We start from the raw sequence: 18,306 nt of genomic DNA, 5'->3' as shown, positions 1-18,306 counted from the left end.
GGGTGGCCTAATCCTCTTCGGTGCAACGTTCAGGTTGATCGACACCAAAAAGCGGCGCGTCCGTGCCCAAACCCTGCGGGAAGTGGAGTTACAGGAAGCGCCGTAGCATACATGACCCCACTCTATCGAGGGAAACCCTGATTGCGCAGGCAGGGCCGTCTGTCGCGGCGCCGGGCAGGCGCAGCGATGGAGACTACGCTGTTTATTGGGGAGTGAGTCTTATCTTCAATGAGGTGAGGGATGGTTGAATCGCAGCGAACTCTAACGAAACCGCAGTTGTACGAAGGATTGATCGACCGTTTGGGTCGGGCATTGGATGCTGCAAGAACCGCAGGCCGATTGCGTGATGAACGGCCTTTGGAACTGGAGTTGCGAGGCTTGAGCCAGGCAGAACTTGAATTGATCAAGGTCTACCTGGAATTGAATCACCACCGTGCCTCTCGGGAGCAGGCTTCCCCGCCTGTTCAAGTGCCCTCGCGTTCGGCCAAGGTGATCTGGCTGAAAGACGTGGCTGCCGGTCGCGGCTCCGAAAAACACCGGGCCGTACGCTGCAAGTGACACACAGTGTTAGCCGTCAGCCTTATCTAAAAAGGCGCGTAAAGATTGTCGCTGAACCCCGTTGCATCTAGGCTTCGGGCATCTTTGGAGATGCCCGATGCCTTTTCGTTATTTCATTAAACAGTTGCTGCTGCCGCCCGGTATTTTTTTGCTGTTGCTGGTGTTTGCCTGGTGGTTTCGCAAAAGTCGCCCGCGCCTGGCAGGCTTTTGTTTCGCCGTGGGGTTGGGCGGGATGTGGCTGATCAGCCTGCCGGTGGTGGTGCAATGGGGCGCACATGCCCTTGAAACCGAACCGCCCTTGGCCCGCGAAGAGTGGGCAACGCTGGCCCAGCGCGCCGATGCGATTGTGGTGCTGGGCTCCGGGCGTGAACGCGGTGACCCCGCATGGGGCACCGACCAACCCACCGGGATCGGGCTTGAGCGCCAGCGTTATGCGGCGCGTCTGGCCAAGGCTTCCGGGTTGCCGGTGCTGACCAGCGGCGGCTTGCACTATGGCACGCCGCCGAGTGAGGCTGAGCTTATGGCGGTGTCGATGCAGGATGACTTCGGCGTTACGGTACGCTGGAAGGAAGAGCGCAGCCGTACCACTTGGGAAAACGCGCAGATGAGCGCCGAGATTCTGTTGCCGCAAGGCATCAAGCGTGTGGTGGTGGTGACCCAGGCCTGGCACATGCCGCGCGCGGTCTGGAGCTTTGAGAAGGCCGGTTTCACTGTGGTGCCGGGGCCGGTGGGCTTTTTGGGCGTGGACAATGCCCGGCCCTTGGGCGGCTGGATGCCTGAGTTTGTGTCGGTGTGGCGCAGCGGGCAGTTGATCAATGAGGCGGTGGGGCAGGTGGGGTATCGGTTGTTTTACCGATAGCACCGCAATTCAAAATGTGGGAGCGGGCTTGCTCGCGAATGCAGTGGTTCAGCCAGCCCATACAGTGACTGACACCCCGCTTTCGCGAGCAAGCCCGCTCCCACATTGGTTTTGCAGTGTCTGTCAGACCGTTTTGGACATCCGACCCGCCAGCAGCGCCCAGCCAAACAAGCCCAGGCACACGATGATCAGCGGCCACGAGCGCCATTGCAGGTACGGCGTCAGGTTGTGCATCGGCACCACTTCACCGTAGAGAATCCCGCGCTCGAACTGCGGGATCTGCTCGGTGATCTGCCCAAACGGGTTGATCAGGCCGGTGACACCGTTGTTGGTCGCGCGGATCATCCAGCGACCCGCTTCCAGTGCGCGCATCTGCGCCATTTGCAGGTGTTGCAGTGGGCCGATGGAACGGCCGAACCAGGTGTCGTTGCTGATCGTCAGCAACAGATCGCTCTGGGCCGACAGGCCGGCGGCAAATTCCGGGTACACCACTTCATAACAAATGAACGGCGCAATCTGATAGCCCTTGGCTTGCAGCATCGCCTGATCGGCCGGGCCACGGGCGAAGTCGGACATCGGCAAGTCGAAGAAGGCAATCAGCCCGCGCAGCATGTCTTGCAGCGGCACGTATTCGCCAAAGGGCACCAGCTTCTGCTTCAAGTAAGTGCCTTCGCCTTCGCCAACCACGGTAATGCCGTTGTAGTAGCGCTTCTGGTGGTGCACTTCCTGGCGGATCGGCACGCCGGTGATCAGCGCGGTGTGCCGGTCGGCGGCGAATTTGCCCATCATGCCCAGGTAGCCTTCGACGGATTCCTTGAGCACCGGTACGGCGGTTTCCGGCCACACCAACAAATCGACACGCTTGGAGCTGAAGCTCATGTCGCGGTACAGCGCCAACTGCGCATTGAGCTGCTCAGGGTCCCACTTCATGCTTTGTTCGACATTGCCCTGCACCGCGGCCACGCTCAGGGGGGCGCCAGAAGGCGTCGTCCAGGCATGATGCTTGAGTGCCAAGCCGATGGCCCACGGCGCAACCAGCAGCACCAGGCCCGCACCGATAAAACCGTTGCGCTTGCTCGCCAGCAGGCGCGGCAGGTTGCACAGCACGGCAGCGGTCAATGCCAGGGCGAAGGAAATCAGCCACATCCCACCCAGCGGCGCGAGGCCGGTGAGTGGGCCGTCCAGCTGGCTGTAGCCGGAGTACAGCCATGGGAAACCGGTCAGGAACCAGCCACGAAACGCTTCCTGGCCAACCCACAGCGCAGCAAACGTCAGCGCATCGGCCAGCGGCGCTTCATTACGACGCAGCCAGCGTGCCCATAACCAGGCGGGCAGGGCGAAGAACCAGGCAATCGCAGCGGTAAACAGCAGCATCAAAAAGCCAGCGAGCAACACCGAAGCGCCGCCGAAGTGGTGGATGCTGTAGTAGATCCAACTGGTGCCAGCGCCAAACAGGCCGAACCCGAAACACCAGCCACGGCACAGGGCCTGACGGGGAGTCAGCTCGCGCAGGCCGATATAGAACACGCCGACGGCCACCAGTGCAAATGGCCACAGGTCGAACGGCGCCAGCGCCAGGGTAGTGATGGCGCCGGCCACCACGGCCAGCAAATTGCCGGGCCAGCCGGGAGCAGTGAGACGGCGCATGTCGGGGTGGGTCATCAGCTATTTCCTGTGTCGCGCCGGGCCTGCTGCGACACAGGGCAGGCGCGAGGAGTGTGGTTTGGTTGTTCCAAATGAATGACGAGTAACGCAGCCCTGTTCCGCAGCAGGCCCGGCCCTTCGGGTTGCCCCTTAGAACGGGCCATGCTGCGTTGCAGGCGTTGAAAAGGGAATGCCATTTCCTCTGGCCTGCGCCTTGCCTGGCCCGCTCTAAGGGGCAATGCGACACAGGAAACAGCTAATGACCCACCCCTTCCTTAGCGGGCAATCGGTGTCAGACGAATCAGATGAATCCGGCGGCTGTCGGCATTCAGGATGCGGAACCGATACGCGCCGATCTCGGTGGTCTCGTTACGCTTGGGCAGGTGCCCGAACGCACTCATCACCAGGCCACCGACGGTGTCGAACTCATCGTCGGAGAATTCGCTGTCGAAGAACTCGTTGAAGTTTTCGATCGGCGTCAGTGCCTTGACCAGGAAGTCACCGCTGGGCAGTGGCTTGATGTAGCTGTCTTCTTCGACGTCGTGCTCGTCTTCGATATCGCCGACGATCTGTTCCAGCACGTCCTCGATGGTCACCAGGCCCGCTACGCCACCGTATTCGTCGATCACAATGGCCATGTGATTGTGGTTGGCGCGGAATTCGCGCAGCAGCACATTCAAGCGCTTGGATTCAGGCACGAAGGTGGCTGGACGCAGCAGGTCCTTGATGTTGAAGTTGTCGCCGTTCTCCTTGAGGATCAACGGCAGCAGGTCCTTGGCCAGCAGGACACCCATGACGTCGTCATGGCTTTCACCGATTACCGGGTAGCGCGAGTGCGCCGAATCGATCACGGCCGGGAGGAATTCCCGTGGAGTCTGGGTCGCCTTGATGCTGATCATCTGCGAGCGCGGGACCATGATGTCCCGAACTTGCAGGTCAGCCACCTGGATGGCGCCTTCGACGATGGCCAGTGCTTCGCTGTCCAGCAACTTGTTCTGATGAGCCTCGCGCAGCAGCTCCAGCAGCTCCTGGCGGTTTTTCGGCTCGTGGGCAAAAGCCTGGGTCAGTTTACCCAGCCATGACTTCTGCCCGTTGCTCGATCGGTCTTCGCTCATAGCGATTACTCTAAATCCTTTGTTGTGTCAGTAAGGTGTCGTTTCAGTTTTCGTCGTCAGCGTAAGGGTCGCGGTGACCCAATTCAGCAAGCAACGTTTGTTCCAGTGTTTCCATTTCCTCGGCTTCGTCATCGTCTATATGGTCGTAACCCAAGAGATGCAAGCAGCCGTGGATGACTAGATGGGCCCAGTGGGCCTCAAGTTCCTTGCCTTGTTCCTTCGCTTCGCGTTCCACCACCTCGACGCAGATCACCAGATCGCCCAGCAAGGGGATGTCCAGTAACTCATCCGGTACGTCGGCGGGGAAGGACAGCACGTTGGTCGCGTAGTCCTTTTGGCGCCAGGTGTGATTCAGTTCACGGCCTTCGGGCTCGTCCACCAGGCGGATGGTCAGTTCGGAGTCGGCGGTGCGCTGGCGCAGGGCCAGTGCGCACCATTGACGGAACTGTTCTTCGCTGGGGGCGGGCGCTTCGGTGGCCAGTTGCAGGTCAAGCTCAAGCATCGCGGCGAACGTCCTTGGCGGGTGCGTCGTCCTTGTGGTCGAAGCGCTCGTAGGCCTCGACAATGCGCTGCACCAGCGGGTGGCGCACCACGTCTTTAGGCATGAAATGCGTGAAGCTGATGCCCGGCACGTCCTTGAGCACTTCGATCACCTGCGCAAGCCCCGACTTGGTGCCCTTGGGCAGGTCGACCTGGGTGACGTCACCGGTGATCACGGCGGTGGAGCCGAAACCGATACGGGTGAGGAACATCTTCATCTGTTCGACGGTGGTGTTCTGGCTTTCGTCGAGAATGATGAAACTGTTGTTCAAGGTACGGCCGCGCATGTAAGCCAGCGGGGCGATCTCGATGACCTGACGCTCGATCAGCTTGGCCACGTATTCAAAGCCGAGCATCTCGTAGAGCGCGTCATAGAGCGGGCGCAGGTACGGGTCGATCTTCTGGGCCAGGTCGCCGGGCAGGAAGCCGAGCTTCTCGCCGGCTTCGACCGCCGGGCGCACCAGCAGGATGCGGCGAACTTGCTCGCGCTCCAGGGCATCCACCGCACAGGCCACGGCCAGGTAGGTCTTGCCGGTACCCGCGGGGCCGATGCCGAAGTTGATGTCGTTGCCGAGAATTTCTTTGACGTAGCGCTGCTGATTCAAGCCGCGTGGGCGAATCATGCCTTTTTTGGTGCGCAGGGCCACGCTGGCTTCGGCCACCGGGTTGTTGGCCAGGTCTTCCACGGCAGATTCCTGCAGGTACAGGTGCACGGTCTCCGGCGACAGCTCACTACCCTTGGTTTCGCGGTAGAGGCGGCGGAGCAGGTTTTCTGCAGACGTGGTGTGCTGAGGTTCACCAATAAGCTCGAACTGATTGCCGCGGTTGCGGATCTCGATGCTCAGGCGTTGTTCGATCAGGCGCAGGTGCTCGTCGAACTGTCCGCACAGGTTGGCGAAACGGCGAGCCTCAAAAGGTTCGAGGATAAAACGATGGGGTTCTGCTATGGGTGCGTTCAAGGTTGCTTTTAGCCGCCCTTTGGCTGTTTAGGTGAAGGAGAGGATAACGCCAGTGGCGCGGGTACGAAAGCACTTATCTAGCCCAAGTGCAGCACGGTTCCCATGTGGGAGCGGGCTTGCTCGCGAAGGCGGTGGGTCAGCTAATACATGTATCAACTGATCCACCGCCTTCGCGAGCAAGCCCGCTCCCACATTTTGATCTCAATCAGTCAGAAATATTAGTGGGTTACTGCACCAGCGAGCCGCGCAGCGAGTGCGGTTGCGCCGCATCAATGTGTACGTCGGCAAACTGGCCGATCAGGGTTGGATTGTCGCAACGGAAATTGACGATTCGGTTGTTCTCGGTACGGCCTTGCAACTCGCCCGGGTCTTTTTTCGAGTAGTCGGTGACCAGGATCCGCTGGATCGAACCGACCATTTGTCGGCTGATCTCGAAGCCTTGTTGGTTCAGGCGGTGTTGCAGCGCATTCAGGCGCTCTTTTTTCAGCGCTTCCGGCGTCTCATCCAGCAGGTCCGCGGCCGGGGTGCCCGGGCGCTGGCTGTAGACGAACGAGTATGAGAAGTCGAAGCCGACGTCCTCGATCAACTTCATGGTTTGCTGGAAGTCTTTCTCGGTCTCACCGGGGAAGCCGACGATGAAGTCCGAGCTGATGCAGATACCTGGCACTGCCGCACGCAATTTGCGCAGTTTGGATTTGTACTCCAGCGCGGTGTGGTTACGCTTCATCGCCGACAGGATACGGTCCGAGCCTGACTGCACCGGCAAGTGCAGGTGCTTGACCAGCTCCGGCACCTCGGCGTGTGCCTGGATAAGGCTGTCGGAGAACTCCAGCGGGTGCGAAGTGGTGTAGCGGATGCGCTCGATGCCATCAACGGCGGCAACCACGCGGATCAGCTCCGCCAGGTCGGCCAAGCGCCCGTCGTGGGTCTGGCCGCGATAGCCGTTGACGTTCTGGCCCAGCAGGGTCACTTCGCGCACGCCGTTTTCGGCCAGGTGGATGATTTCCGACATCACGTCGTCAAACGGCCGGCTGACTTCTTCGCCACGGGTGTAAGGCACTACGCAGAAGGTGCAGTACTTGCTGCAGCCTTCCATCACCGACACATAAGCGCTCGGCCCATCGATGCGTGGCTCGGGCAAATGGTCGAATTTTTCGATTTCGGGGAACGACACATCGACCTGCGGCAGCTTGGTGATGCGCGCGGCGTCGATCATTTCCGGCAGGCGGTGCAGGGTTTGCGGGCCGAACACCACGTCGACATACGGCGCGCGGTCGCGGATCGCGGCGCCTTCCTGGCTGGCCACGCAACCACCGACGGCGATCACCATCTCCGGGTTGGCCAGTTTCAATTCGCGCCAGCGGCCCAGCTGCGAGTACACACGGTCCTGGGCCCGCTCGCGAATCGAGCAGGTATTGAGCAGGATTACGTCGGCATCTTCGGCGCGGGCAGTGACTTCCAGGGCCTGGTGTTCGCCCAGCAGATCGACCATGCGCGAGCTGTCGTACTCGTTCATCTGGCAACCGTGGGTTTCGATGTAAAGCTTCTTGGCCATGGGAATCGTCAACTGGTGGTAAAGAACCGCGCATTATAGGGGGCATGCCCATTGGTTCCTAGCGCTGTGCATCGGGTGCCATGCTATAGTTCGCGCCCTCTTTTATATCCCCGATGTGTTATTCGCCCACCATGACGAAACGTGAAGCTCCAATCTACAAGGTGATTTTCCTTAACCAGGGCCAGGTGTTCGAAATGTACGCCAAGCAGATCTATCAAAGTGATCTGTGGGGCTTCCTGGAAGTGGAAGAGTTCGTCTTTGGCGAGCGCACCCAGTTGGTCGTCGACCCGGGCGAAGAAAAACTCAAGGCGCAGTTTGAAGGCGTGGTGCGCAGCTTTGTGCCGATGCATTCGATTGTGCGCATCGACGAAGTGGAGCGCCTGGGCACGCCGAAGATCAGCGAGGCCCGTGGCACCAGCAATGTCATGCCGTTTCCGATGCCGATGCCTGAGAAGTAAGGCGTTAGACCGAGCAGGCCTAAACAGGCACTGAAGAATTAAGGCAGTGGTGAGAAGGGCGAACGCCCATCGGCACTCTGCAATTCCTGCAGATAATTGCGGAAAATCTGGCCCAACACTTGGGTGGCCAATTCCAGCTCATCGCGCTGCATGTGCTCGGCGACTTCGTCGGCCGTGTCCAGCGCGTCTTCCGCACCGTTGACCGCCGCCATTTTCAGCACAATGTACGCCTGGACGTTGTTGGCCGGCACGCCTTCGCCTTTGAAGAACATGTTGCCCAGCTGGAATTGCGCCTGGGCGTGGCCCTGCAACGAAGCCTTCTCGAAGTAGCTCAGGGCTTTGTTGAGGTCGCGGGCAGGGTTTTTTTCGTCGTGGTAGTACTGGCCCAACTCGTATTGCGCCTGCGCATCCCCGCCGTCAGCCTGTTTCTGGCACGCGCTCAGGGCTTCGGCCTGGCTGTCTGGCTGGGTATTGAGGGTGCAACGACCCATCGCTGGGATTAACAACGAGTTGCCGCCTGCTTGTGCATGTGCCAGCAGCGGCTGAAGGAGCAACAGGCAGCCCAGAACCAGGGTGCGGCCGGTGCGTTTCATGGGAATCGACTTACCTCTGACGGGGCACGCGGACCCTCGTGGAGTCCAATAAGCGCGCATTATGAAATAAGCAGGCCCCTGCTTACAAAGTCTTTACTCGTTTTTCTGCTGCGTAGGCAAGTTATCTGCCGGATTGCAGGGGATTTCTCGAAAAAAGTAGGAAATCTCTGTAGGCAAGGTAGCAAATCTGACGCTGCCAGGGGCAACGTCAGATTTATCTGCCCCTTACTTCAGGGCCGCGAAGGCGCGCTCGGCAGCATCCAGGGTCAGTTTCAACTCCGCTTCGCCATGGGCGATCGACGTGAAGCCGGCTTCGAAGGCGCTCGGTGCCAGATAAACGCCGCCTTCCAGCATCAAGTGGAAGAAGCGCTTGAACAGGTCGGCATCGCTGCCCATCACGTCATCGAAAGTGACGATATCGTCGGCGCCACTGAAGTACAGGCCGAACATGCCGCCCGCCTGAGTGGTGACAAACGGAATGCCGGCCGCATCGGCGCGCTGTTGCAGGCCATCCAGCAGGCGAGTGGTGTAGTCCGTCAGTTCGGCGTGGAAGCCCGGGCGACTGATCAGGCGCAGGGTGGTCAGGCCGGCGGCCATGGCCAGTGGGTTACCCGACAGGGTGCCCGCCTGGTAGACCGGGCCCAGCGGTGCGATGTGCTGCATGATTTCGCGTTTGCCGCCGAAGCAACCCACCGGCATGCCGCCACCGATGATCTTGCCGAAGGTGCTCAGGTCCGGCGTGACACCGTAATAAGCCTGGGCGCCACCGAGGGCAACGCGGAAACCGGTCATCACTTCGTCGAAAATCAGCACCACGCCGTGCTTGTCGCACTGTTGGCGCAGGCCTTCAAGAAAGCCTGGCGCTGGCGGTACGCAGTTCATGTTGCCGGCGACCGGCTCGACGATGATGCACGCGACCTCTTGACCGACTTCGCTGAGCATCTGCTCGACGGCGGCGATGTCGTTGAACGGCAAGGTCAGAGTGTGTTTGGCAAACGCTGCCGGTACACCGGCCGAACTCGGTACGCCCTGGGTCAGCAGGCCGGAGCCGGCTTTCACCAGCAGGCTGTCGGAGTGGCCGTGGTAGCAGCCTTCGAACTTGATGATGCTGTCGCGGCCGGTGAAACCACGGGCCAGGCGAATCGCACTCATGGTGGCTTCGGTGCCGGAGCTGACCATGCGCACCATTTCCATCGACGGCACGATCGCGCACACCAGATCGGCCATCTCGGTTTCCATGGCGGTCGGGGCGCCATAGGACAAACCGTGTTGCAACTGCTGGCGCACTGCGTCCAGCACCTGCGGATGGCTGTGGCCGAGGATCATCGGGCCCCAGGAACCCACATAGTCCACGTAGCGCTTGTCATCTTCGTCGGTGACGTACGCGCCTTCGGCGTGCTTGAAGAACAACGGCGTGCCGCCCACGCTCTTGAACGCACGCACGGGGGAGTTCACACCGCCGGGGATGTGTTTCTGGGCATTGGCAAACAGGGTTTCGGAACGGGACATGATCGGGCTCTCTAAACTGAATACTTAAGAAGATCGTTGAACGCGCGCGCGCGGCGGGTGACTTCCTGGGTGCTGTCGGCACCGAACAGGCCGTGCACCACGGCGAGCAGGTCGGCACCGTGGGCCACCAGCGGTTCGGCGTTCTCCAGGGTGACGCCGCCAATCACACAGATCGGCAGTTGCAGGCGCGCGCGGGCCTGGGACAGCATTTCAACAGTGGCGGCGGGTGCGCCGGGCTTGGTGCTGGAGTTAAAGAAGCGACCGAAGGCGACGTAGCTGGCGCCTTCTTTGGCGGCGTGTTCGGCCAGTTCGATCTGGCTGTGGCAAGTAGCGCCGATGATCGCCTTGGGCCCCAGTAATGCTCGGGCCGGGGTCAGCGGGCCGTCGGTCTGGCCCAGGTGCACGCCAACGCCCAGGCGCGCGGCCAATTCGGCGTCATCGTTGATGATCAGTTGCGTCTTGTAGCGCGAGCACAGCTCTCGCAGTTTCTCCGCTTCACGCAAGCGCCGGGCTTCATCGCTGCTTTTGTCGCGGTACTGCAACAGGGTCACACCGCCGTCCAGCGCCGCTTCGACGTAGGCGAGGAATTTGCCGGCCAACAGTTGACTGTCGGTAATGGCGTAAAGGCCACGTAGTTTCATGGGGCAGGCCTCTTGCTGTTAAAAGCACAAAGTTACGAGCAGAAATCCAGCGGCAGCCGGCGCGGCACAAACTGGCCCTGGCCGAGTTGTTCAGCGTCACGCAGGGTGCGCCAAGTGTAGTTGAGCGCCGATTGCACGGCGCTGACCAGGCCTTCGCCTTGAGCGATCCGACCGGCCAACGCGCTGGCGAGCGTGCAGCCTGAGCCGTGATAGCTGCCGGGCAGGCGCTGGCAGGTGAAGGTCTGGTGTGTGCCATCGCGGCTGTAGAGGCGGTTGTGCACTTCATGCTCGTCGCCGTGGCCGCCGGTAATCAGCAGGTGCTTGATAAACGGCAAGAGCTTCTCGGCGCACTCGTCGGCCGTGCCATTTGGCAACTCGGCGAGAATGCGCGCTTCCGGCAAGTTGGGCGTGGCGATCAACGACAGCGGTAACAGCCGCTCACGCATGGCGTAACCCACTTCGTCCTTGCCCAGGCTGCCACCGCCGCCGGCACGCAGCACCGGGTCGCACACCACCGGCAGGTGCGGGTGCGCCTGCAGCAGTTCGACCACGGTGTCGACCATCGCGGTGGAGCCGAGCATGCCGAGCTTTACGGCTGCCACTTCGGAGTCGCCGAGCACGGCATTGGCCTGGGCCATTACCCACTCGCGGTCGAGCACACGGAAGTCGATGACATTGACGGTGTTTTGCACGGTCAACGCGGTGACGGCCGGTGCCGCATGACAGCCTTGGGCAAGCAGGGCTTCGATATCTGCCTGCAAGCCGGCGCCACCACTGGGATCATGGCCGGAGAGACAGAGGACAACGGGGCGAGAGCTGTAGATATTCATGGTGCGCGAGCTTACCACCAAACGCTTTTTGCGTGGCTGTTGGGCGAAGGGGAAATTTCGGTGTCTGCCCGGGCGTGTTTAGCGCTGTTTACGCGTTGTTTTTTCGTTTAAAAAACGCGCTGAAAGGCCCGGTTTAGAGCCTTTCAAAAAATTATTTCAATGGTGTCCAATGGCCTCTACCGGCTATGCTAAAGTGGATCCAAACAAACTACTGTATCGCCGGTGTACGTCTACTCAAAAGGAATGGGGGGCTTTTGACACAACCGGGCAGGCCACGCTGGGGCTTTATGCGCTATTTGCTGATCTTATTATTGTGCGGGCTGCCGATGCTCGCCGGCGCCGTCGAGTTCAACCAGGGCACGCGAAGCCTGCCGCTGGGCCGGGTCATGCAAGTGCTCGAAGACCCCACCGACGCCCTCACCATCGCTGACGTCAGTTCCCCCGCTTACGCTGCTCAATTCAAACCCCATGACAAAGCCACCCTCAACGCCGGTTACTCGCGTTCGGTGTTCTGGCTCAAGGTCGACCTGCATTACACCGCCACTGACCCCCGCGCGCCACGCACCTGGTTTCTGGAGTTGGCATACCCACCGCTGAATCATCTGGACCTGTACCAGAACGACGGCACCGGCAACTACCGGTTGGCCACCCGTACCGGCAGCACGTTGCCGTTTTCCAGCCGTGAAGTACGGGCGAGCAACTACCTGTTCAAGCTCAACTTTGTGCCCAACCAGCAACACACCGTCTACCTGCGCCTGCAAAGCCAAGGCTCGATCCAGGCCCCATTGACGCTCTGGTCCGCCACTGCCTACCTTGAAGAACAGCCTCTGCGCCTGTATGTGTTGGGCGCAATCTATGGCGTCTTGCTGGGGATGCTGGTCTACAACCTGTTCATCTACTTGAGCGTGCGCGACACCAGCTACCTTTATTACATCCTCTATATCGCCTCGTTTGGCGTTTACCAGCTGTCGGTCAATGGCGTGGCCGTGGAGTACTTCTGGCCCAACAACCCGTGGTGGGCGAACGCGGCGGTGCCGTTCCTGATCGGGTCGGCGGCGCTGTTCGGCAGCTTGTTTGCCCGCAGCTTCCTGCACACCGCACAACACAGTCGTTGGCTCAATCGCATATTGCTGACCCTGGCTGCTTGCGGTGGCGTGGTGATGGTATTGGCGCTGTTGACCAGCTACGCCGTGGCCCTGCGCCTGGCCACCGGCCTGGCGCTGGTGTTCACCGTGACCATCTTTATTGCTGCTATCAAGGCCTGGTGTTGCGGCCAGCGCATGGCGCGCTATTTCATCATTGCCTGGTCGGCGTTTCTGCTGGGTGGGGTGGTCAACACGCTGATGGTGTTGGGTTACCTGCCCAATATGTTCCTCACCATGTACGCCAGCCAACTCGGCTCGGCCATCGAAGTGGCACTGCTTTCCCTGGCCTTGGCGGATCGCATCAACGGCATGCGCGAGCAGCAGGCGCAGATTCTGTTCGACGCCAGCCAGAAGCTTGAAGTGCTCAACCAGCAATTGGCGCGCAGTAACCGGCTGAAAGACGAGTTCCTCGCCACCCTGACCCACGAGCTGCGCACCCCCATGAACGGCGTGATCGGCTCTTTGGAGTTGATGCAAACCGTGCCGCTGGACGAGGACCTGGCCCAGTACCAGCAAACCGCCGCCGGTTCCGCGCGGGACATGATGCGTATGGTCAACGGCATACTCACGCTGACCGAGTTGCAGGCCGGACGCCTCACGGCCCAGCCCCAGGTGTTCAGCCTGCGCGGCGCGCTCGACACCTTGCGTCAACAATTCTGCGCCAGCGCCCAGAGCAAAGGCCTGGCATTTTCCATCGACGTGGCCGACGAGCTGCCGGACCGGGTGATCGGCGATGCGGACAAACTGATCCACTGCCTGGACTGCCTGCTCGACAATGCCTTCAAGTTCACCCACGAAGGCGCTGTGCGCTTGCGCGTGGTGGGTGTGCCGCAAAGTGATGGCGGGCTGTGCCTGAGCTTTATTTTGACCGACAGTGGTATTGGCTTTGCCTTTCTCGACGAGGCCACGCTTTATCAGCGCTTCTTCCAGCTCGACGGCTCGACCACCCGTGAATACGGCGGCCTGGGGATCGGCCTGGCGATTTGCCGGCAGTTGATCGAGCTGCTCGGTGGGCGCCTGACCCACCATTCCGAGCCGCGCAAGGGCAGCCGCTTCCAGTTGGACGTGAGCGTCAGCCCGGTGCCGCTTGAGCCAAAGCCGGTGGGGCAGGTGCCCCTCACCCAGCGCGCCGCACAGGATTGCACGGTGCTGTTGGTGGACGACAATAGCGTGGGCCAACTGGCGGTGCGCGGCATGCTGCTCAAGCTGGGTTACCGGGTGAAAACCGTGGACAACGGTGCGGCCGCTCTGACCCTGTTGCAGGCTGAAACATTTGATGCGGTGCTGCTCGATGTGCCTGAAGGCGGCTTCTCTCTGTGCTGTCAGATTCGTGCGCTGCCCGGCTGCGGTGAGTTGCCGGTGATCGCCCTGAGTACCTCGCTGCAAGCCCCGGATCGCGAGCGCTGTCATGGCGTAGGCGTTACAGATCGTCTCAGCAAGCCGGTGCGTTTCGAGGCGTTGCAGGGCGTGCTGGAGCGCCTTCTGCTGTGCCCGTTAGAGGGCGAAAGCGCCGGACATTAGGCGCGTATGCCACTTTTTTAAGCCGGATGACGGTGCTTAACTGAAATCCAGGCCTCAATGCACGTGGCCTTTTCCAGGAGGCCCGTCATGAACCTGCATCAGTTCGCCGAAACCCACGACGTCACCAACCAGCCGCCGTCCCTGGACGGCACCAACCTGTACCGCATCGACCTGCCGCTGCAAGAGTGGTCGCGCCGCTATGGCGCCGGCTGGGCCGAGGCGCGTATCGACGCGTATGGCGCGCTGGCGGGTGGGCCACTGATGGCGGCCGGGTTCCTGGCGAATCAGAACAAACCGGTGTTCAACAGCCATGACCGTTATGGCCATCGTATTGACCTGGTGGAGTTTCATCCGGCGTATCACGAACTGATGCGCACGGCCGTCGAGCATGGCCTGCCGTCGCTGCCCTGGGCCCATCCGCAGTCGGGCGCGCATGTGGCCCGCGCCGCCATGACGTACCTGCACAGCCAGGCCGAAGCCGGCACCGGTTGCCCGCTGACCATGACGTTCGCCTGCGTCCCGGCGCTGCGCCTGCAACCGGATCTGGCGCAGACCTGGCTGCCGAAAATCCTCAACACCGAATACGACCCGCGCAACGTCGGTATCGCCCACAAAGCCGGCGCCACCATTGGCATGGCCATGACCGAGAAACAAGGCGGCACAGACGTGCGCGCCAATACCACGCGTGCTTACCCCGTGGGCGCGGGCGGCCCTGGCCAAGCCTATGAACTGGTGGGGCACAAGTGGTTCTGCTCGGCGCCGATGTGCGACGGGTTCCTGACCCTGGCCCAGACCGACAAAGGCCTGACCTGTTTCCTGCTCCCCCGGCACCGCCCGGATGACACACGCAACGAGTTCTACATCCAGCGCTTGAAAAACAAACTCGGCAACGGCTCCAACGCCTCCAGCGAAGTGGAGTTTCGTGGCGCCCTGGCCTGGATGATCGGCGAAGAGGGCCGTGGTGTGCCGACCATCATCGAAATGGTCGCGATGACCCGTTTCGATTGCATGGTGGGCTCCAGCGCGTTGATGCGTCAGGCGCTGACCCAGGCCAGCCATCATTGTGCCCATCGTTTGGTCGGCGGCCGCGTCCTCAGTGAACAGCCACTGATGCAGAACGTGCTGGCCGACCTGGCCCTGGAAAGTGAAGCGTCGCTGGCCCTGAGCATGCGCATGGGCCGCGCGCTGGATCATCTTGATAACGAGCAGGAAGCCAAATTCGCCCGGCTGGTGACGGCGGTGGGCAAGTATTGGATCTGCAAGCGCGCGCCGGCGATGATCAACGAGGCCGCCGAGTGCATGGGCGGCGCGGGCTATGTTGAGGACAGCATTCTGCCGCGCTTGTACCGGGAGGCGCCGGTGAATTCGACGTGGGAAGGCTCCGGCAATGTTCAGTGCCTGGACGTGCTGCGGGCGCTGTCCAAAGAGCCGGGTGTGCTGGAGGCACTGTTTGTCGAGTTGGGGAGTGGGCATGGCGACAAACACGTGGCGCGGCACATCGAAGCGTTGAAGTCGGCCTTCATGGACACTCAGGATATCCAGTACCGTGCGCGCCAATTGACGGAGGACATTGCCGTGGCGTTGCAGGCCAAGCTGTTGCTGGAGGCCGGGAATGCGGCGGTCAGTGATGGTTTTATTGCCAGCCGACTGGGCGAGTCGTCCGGTCGGGTGTACGGCACTTTGCCGCGCGGTGTGAATGTTGAGGCGATTGTCGCCCGCTCGACCCCAAACCGCTGACTAAACTCGCTCAAAATGTGGCAGCGGGCTTGCTCGCGAATGCGCTGTATCAGTCGCCTATTCAGCAACTGAAAGACCGTATTCGCGAGCAAGCCCGCTCCCACATTGATCGCAATCCAATTCCACTGTTTCAGTGAGGCCGGGATACAGGCAAGATAAAGGTCTGCACGTCAGAACACAGGATGCTTACCGTGACCGAAGCTTTTGTTGTCGTTCAAACCGCTGAAGAAGCCGTGGATCGGCTGGCGGCTCTTCATGAGCGTGCTACCGGCGCGCTCAATCAAGCCCTCAAGCAATACCTCAAGGACCGCGTCGAACCCGATGCCGAACAACGCGCACTGTTCCGCTATCCTGAACTGCGCCTGACCTACCACTGCCACGGCGAAGTCCCACAGACCACCCGCGCGTATGCCAAAGTCCAGCTGCCGGGGACCTACAGCGTTACCGTTACCCATCCGGCGGCATTCCGTAAATACCTGTTGGAGCAACTGGTGCCGCTGATGCACGACTTCACCGTGACGGTGGAAGTCGGCGTCAGCCAGCAGAACATTCCCTACCCGTATGTGGTGGAGCAGGGCGACGAATTGGCTGGCTCCGGCGTGACTGCCGCGACCCTGGCGCGCGTGTTCCCCAGCACCGATTTGTCCGCCGCCACCGATGGCATTGCCGACGGCCTCTACGACTGGGAAAACACCGACCCGCTGCCGCTTGCGCTGTTCGATGCCGCCCGCGTGGACTTTTCCCTGCGCCGCCTGGTGCACTACACCGGCAGTGACTGGCGCCATGTGCAGCCGTGGATCCTGCTGACCAACTACCACCGCTATGTTGACCAGTTCATCCTGCATGGCCTGGAGCAACTGCGCAGCGACCCACGGTTTATCCGCATGGTGCTGCCGGGCAACGTGATCATCGACAAGAGCATGGATCACGGCGAAGCGTCGGCAATTGCTGCCGGCGTGGTCTGGCATCGTTATCAGATGCCGGCCTATCACCTGCAGGCCACTGACGGCCACGGCGTGACGTTGGTGAATATCGGCGTCGGCCCGTCCAACGCAAAAAACATCACTGACCACCTTGCGGTGCTGCGCCCACATTGCTGGCTGATGATTGGTCATTGCGGCGGCCTGCGCCAATCCCAGACCATCGGCGACTACGTACTGGCCCACGCCTATATGCGCCGCGACGGGATTCTCGACCGCGTGGTACCGCCGAACATCCCGATCCCGGCCCTGGCCGAAGTGCAGATGGCCTTGCAGCAAGCGGCGGCGAATGTCACCGGCGAAAAAGGCGAAGAGCTGAAAAAACGCCTGCGCACCGGCACCGTGCTGACCTACGACGATCGTAACTGGGAGCTGCGTTGGGCCCAGGAACGGCCGCTGATCAACTTGTCCCGCGCGGTGGCCGTGGACATGGAAAGCGGCACCATCGCCGCCCAGGGTTATCGCTTGCGGGTGCCGTACGGCACGTTGCTGTGTGTTTCGGACAAACCACTGCACAGCGAAATCAAGCTGCCGGGTTCGGCCAACGCGTTCTATGAACGTGCGGTCAGCCAGCACTTGAAGATCGGCATCGAGGCGGTGGACCTGTTGCGCACCGAACTCAACTCGCTGCACTCGCGCAAACTGCGCAGTTTCGACGAACCGCCGTTCCGCTAAGCGGTTGGGATGGTCATTTAACGGTCAGGCCACTAGCATTGTCGGTCCTGACCGTTAGATGTTCCTTTGCCATGTCCCGTCCCTCCCGTCCCGATTCGCGCCGCCCTGGCGTGAAACCGCCTTACTCCGCAGCGCGTCGTGTCGCCAAAGCGCCACCGGCCGAGCCGAAGTTGGTGCTGTTCAATAAACCGTTCGACGTGCTGACCCAGTTCAGCGACGAAGGCGGGCGCGCGACCCTCAAGGATTTTATCGACATCCCCGGCATCTACCCGGCAGGCCGCCTGGACCGTGACAGCGAAGGCCTGTTGCTGTTGACCAACGATGGCCAACTGCAGGCGCGGATTGCCGACCCCAAGCACAAGCTGGCGAAAACCTATTGGGTGCAAGTCGAAGGCGAGCCCACCGAAGAGCAACTGCAACGCCTGCGTGACGGCGTGGAGCTTAACGACGGCATGACCTTGCCCGCCGAAGCTCGGCAATTGGAGGAGCCCGAGCTATGGCCGCGCAACCCGCCGGTACGGTTCCGTAAAAGCGTGCCGACGCACTGGCTGGAGCTGGTGATTCGCGAAGGGCGTAACCGCCAGGTACGGCGCATGACCGCTGCGGTGGGCTTGCCGACCTTGCGCCTGGTGCGCGTGCGTATCGGCGAGTGGTCGATTGATGGCCTGGATCAAGGCCAATGGAAGGAAGTGCCGGCGCGGTTATAGCGCGCCGGACTCGATCAGGCCGATCACCACGCTTTTGATGATGAACGCTGCCACGCCCAGGCCCAGCACAAAAAACAGAATGAACGAGCCAAAGCGCCCGGCTTTGGACTTCTTCGCCAGGTCCCAGACGATAAAACCCATGAAAATGATCAGAATGGTGACCAGGCCGGTCATCATCCATTCTTCAAACAGGGCAGGGTCGATGTTGTTCATGGGCTTTTTCCGACAGGGCAGGCGGGCAAGTATACGGCAGCGTTACAGACGCAATATTGACCTGAGT

17 protein-coding genes are annotated in these 18,306 nt (G+C 61.1%); 7 read left to right on the top strand and 10 right to left on the bottom strand.

Annotated features, from left to right (window positions below; translation table 11 throughout):
- Nucleotides 1–240: 240 nt before the first annotated feature.
- Nucleotides 241–558 carry a hypothetical protein gene (locus CPH89_RS06225; RefSeq protein WP_053258166.1) on the top strand — a complete coding sequence of 106 codons (318 nt, stop codon included), beginning with the start codon at nt 241–243 and terminating at the stop codon, nt 556–558.
- Nucleotides 559–655: 97 nt separating this feature from the next.
- On the top strand, nt 656–1,417 hold the full coding sequence (locus CPH89_RS06220; protein ID WP_053258165.1) for a YdcF family protein: 762 nt from the start codon (nt 656–658) through the stop codon (nt 1,415–1,417).
- Nucleotides 1,418–1,540: 123 nt separating this feature from the next.
- On the opposite strand, the gene lnt is transcribed toward CPH89_RS06220, so the two are convergent.
- From lnt to miaB, 5 genes are all read right to left on the bottom strand, one after another.
- Entirely contained in the window at nt 1,541–3,064 is a 1,524-nt protein-coding gene (gene lnt / locus CPH89_RS06215; protein ID WP_053258283.1) for an apolipoprotein N-acyltransferase, read from the bottom strand.
- 272 nt (nt 3,065–3,336) lie between these two features.
- Nucleotides 3,337–4,176, bottom strand: a complete 840-nt coding sequence (locus CPH89_RS06210) for a CorC family transporter (protein WP_015373027.1) — start codon at nt 4,174–4,176, stop codon at nt 3,337–3,339.
- Nucleotides 4,177–4,219: 43 nt separating this feature from the next.
- Nucleotides 4,220–4,678 (bottom strand): rRNA maturation RNase YbeY, encoded by a 459-nt coding sequence (gene ybeY, locus CPH89_RS06205; RefSeq protein WP_053258164.1) that lies wholly within the window; start codon nt 4,676–4,678, stop codon nt 4,220–4,222.
- Entirely contained in the window at nt 4,671–5,675 is a 1,005-nt protein-coding gene (locus CPH89_RS06200; protein WP_053258163.1) for a PhoH family protein, read from the bottom strand. The genes ybeY and CPH89_RS06200 overlap by 8 nt, the downstream gene beginning before the upstream one ends.
- Nucleotides 5,676–5,901: 226 nt before the next feature.
- Nucleotides 5,902–7,230, bottom strand: coding sequence for a tRNA (N6-isopentenyl adenosine(37)-C2)-methylthiotransferase MiaB (gene miaB / locus CPH89_RS06195; protein ID WP_053258162.1), 1,329 nt, complete (start codon nt 7,228–7,230; stop codon nt 5,902–5,904).
- Between the two features lie 131 nt (nt 7,231–7,361).
- Here miaB and CPH89_RS06190 point away from each other — a divergent pair, with 131 nt between their 5' ends.
- Nucleotides 7,362–7,688, top strand: coding sequence for a DUF1820 family protein (locus tag CPH89_RS06190; protein ID WP_003194436.1), 327 nt, complete (start codon nt 7,362–7,364; stop codon nt 7,686–7,688).
- 38 nt (nt 7,689–7,726) lie between these two features.
- On the opposite strand, the gene CPH89_RS06185 is transcribed toward CPH89_RS06190, so the two are convergent.
- From CPH89_RS06185 to CPH89_RS06170, 4 genes are all read right to left on the bottom strand, one after another.
- On the bottom strand, nt 7,727–8,281 hold the full coding sequence (locus CPH89_RS06185; protein WP_053258161.1) for a tetratricopeptide repeat protein: 555 nt from the start codon (nt 8,279–8,281) through the stop codon (nt 7,727–7,729).
- A 225-nt stretch (nt 8,282–8,506) separates the two neighbouring features.
- Complete coding sequence (gene hemL / locus CPH89_RS06180; protein ID WP_053258160.1) at nt 8,507–9,790, bottom strand: glutamate-1-semialdehyde 2,1-aminomutase; 1,284 nt, start codon at nt 9,788–9,790, stop codon at nt 8,507–8,509.
- Between the two features lie 11 nt (nt 9,791–9,801).
- Entirely contained in the window at nt 9,802–10,431 is a 630-nt protein-coding gene (gene thiE / locus CPH89_RS06175; protein ID WP_053258159.1) for a thiamine phosphate synthase, read from the bottom strand.
- A gap of 32 nt (nt 10,432–10,463) precedes the next feature.
- Nucleotides 10,464–11,261 (bottom strand): hydroxymethylpyrimidine/phosphomethylpyrimidine kinase, encoded by a 798-nt coding sequence (locus tag CPH89_RS06170; protein ID WP_053258158.1) that lies wholly within the window; start codon nt 11,259–11,261, stop codon nt 10,464–10,466.
- Nucleotides 11,262–11,548: 287 nt separating this feature from the next.
- On the opposite strand from CPH89_RS06170, the gene CPH89_RS06165 reads away from it, so the two are divergent.
- The 4 genes from CPH89_RS06165 to CPH89_RS06150 all read left to right on the top strand — a co-directional run bounded on the left by CPH89_RS06165 (nt 11,549) and on the right by CPH89_RS06150 (nt 18,026).
- Nucleotides 11,549–13,927 (top strand): hybrid sensor histidine kinase/response regulator, encoded by a 2,379-nt coding sequence (locus CPH89_RS06165; protein WP_053258157.1) that lies wholly within the window; start codon nt 11,549–11,551, stop codon nt 13,925–13,927.
- Nucleotides 13,928–14,014: 87 nt separating this feature from the next.
- On the top strand, nt 14,015–15,664 hold the full coding sequence (locus CPH89_RS06160) for an acyl-CoA dehydrogenase family protein (protein ID WP_053258156.1): 1,650 nt from the start codon (nt 14,015–14,017) through the stop codon (nt 15,662–15,664).
- A gap of 182 nt (nt 15,665–15,846) precedes the next feature.
- Nucleotides 15,847–17,319 (top strand): AMP nucleosidase, encoded by a 1,473-nt coding sequence (gene amn, locus CPH89_RS06155; protein WP_162232034.1) that lies wholly within the window; start codon nt 15,847–15,849, stop codon nt 17,317–17,319.
- 71 nt (nt 17,320–17,390) lie between these two features.
- Nucleotides 17,391–18,026, top strand: coding sequence for a pseudouridine synthase (locus tag CPH89_RS06150; RefSeq protein WP_053258154.1), 636 nt, complete (start codon nt 17,391–17,393; stop codon nt 18,024–18,026).
- Here CPH89_RS06150 and CPH89_RS06145 read toward each other — a convergent pair.
- Entirely contained in the window at nt 18,021–18,230 is a 210-nt protein-coding gene (locus CPH89_RS06145) for a DUF2788 domain-containing protein (protein WP_025999909.1), read from the bottom strand. The genes CPH89_RS06150 and CPH89_RS06145 overlap by 6 nt on opposite strands.
- Nucleotides 18,231–18,306 lie beyond the last annotated feature (76 nt).

The sequence above is a fragment of the Pseudomonas fluorescens genome, from assembly GCF_900215245.1.
Taxonomy (GTDB): domain Bacteria; phylum Pseudomonadota; class Gammaproteobacteria; order Pseudomonadales; family Pseudomonadaceae; genus Aquipseudomonas; species Aquipseudomonas fluorescens.
This window is presented reverse-complemented; position numbering and strand designations above follow the sequence as displayed.